Annotated in this window: 1 protein-coding gene and 1 pseudogene; one reads left to right on the top strand and one right to left on the bottom strand. The window is 61.5% G+C overall.

What is annotated here, in order from left to right; translation table 11 throughout:
• Window positions 1–160 (top strand): annotated as a pseudogene (locus tag BM214_RS12885) (IS5/IS1182 family transposase); the annotation flags it as partial.
• Window positions 161–471: 311 nt separating this feature from the next.
• Here BM214_RS12885 and BM214_RS12295 read toward each other — a convergent pair.
• Window positions 472–888: a potassium channel family protein gene (locus BM214_RS12295; RefSeq protein ID WP_177217681.1), complete on the bottom strand. Its 417-nt coding sequence runs from the start codon at window positions 886–888 to the stop codon at window positions 472–474.
• Window positions 889–1,154 lie beyond the last annotated feature (266 nt).

The raw sequence follows: 1,154 nt of genomic DNA, 5'->3' as shown, positions 1-1,154 counted from the left end.
GGTGCGGGCGCGGGTGGAGCACGTCTTCGCCAGTCAGGCGGCCATGGGGGGACAACTGGTGCGGACCATCGGCCTGGCCCGGGCGCGATTGAAGACCGGCCTGAACAACATCGTGTACAACCTCCGGCGCTGGACCTACCTGCAGGGGGTGGCTGCATGAGGCGGATGAGCTATCCGGAGCCATGGTGACGGGTGTAACCGCCTCGAGATCACCTCTCCTGGATGCCCTTGTAACCGTCCGGCTCTGATCACCATGCACGTTCATGGGCGTATGAATCCATGATCCCGAACGGGTATGAGCGATTTGAGGACAGGGAACGCATTGATCGAGGTTCCCTCCAGGCTGCATGGCGAGGGTTCATCCGTTTATCGGGGTTGGGGGGATGATGCCGCGGATGGGGCGATTTTTCGAGGTTCCCTGAATTCAGGCAGCGTTTGGTTCGGCGTGCCTTTATGTACCTCGACCACGTATCACAACTCCGGCGGTTGTCGCGATAGGGCGCGAATCTCATCACGTAAGGCGCTCACCTCATCCCGGACCGCGTCGAGTTGTTTGGTCCCTGCCACTTCGGCGTCGCTATTATCGGCATCGCGGCCGACGAAGAAGGTGGCGAGCGCCGCTATCACGTAGCCAAAGACACCGAAGGCGTACAGGGACAGAAAGACACACAGTACTCGCCACTCGATCGTCTGCGGCCAGTACTCCGAGCCCATGGTTGTCATGATCATGGCGGTCCACCACAGCGCCTCGCCATAGCTGTTCGGGCCGCCTGACGCCTCGGTCTCGAAAGCGTACATCCCGGCCGCGACGGCGAACGTGACCAGCGCTGTGAGGGCGATCACATATCCGAAGCCCCGTCGGCTCAGGCTCGCGCCCAGTGCCTTCATCCCGCGGTTCATCGAACTGAGTACACGGACCAACCGCAACCCCCCCCCGCCCAGCCCTGGCCAAGCGGAGCAGTCGAAACGCGCGGAATATGCGGATGATCCGCAGCGCTGGGAGCAGCAGCGAAATGGCGGTCAGCCAGTCACCCTTGAGGTAAAAGAGCTTGTCCGGGGCGGCGGCTGTCAAGGTGGTTGTCGCCTGAGAGCACATCGTTATGCAGCCATTTTCAGTGGCTGATCTTGAGCAACGCGCTCAGGATTCATGGTGA

The sequence above is a fragment of the Ectothiorhodospira mobilis genome, from assembly GCF_900114895.1.
GTDB lineage: Bacteria > Pseudomonadota > Gammaproteobacteria > Ectothiorhodospirales > Ectothiorhodospiraceae > Ectothiorhodospira > Ectothiorhodospira mobilis_A.
Note: the sequence above shows the minus strand (reverse complement) of the source record. Positions and strands in the feature narration are given on the sequence as shown.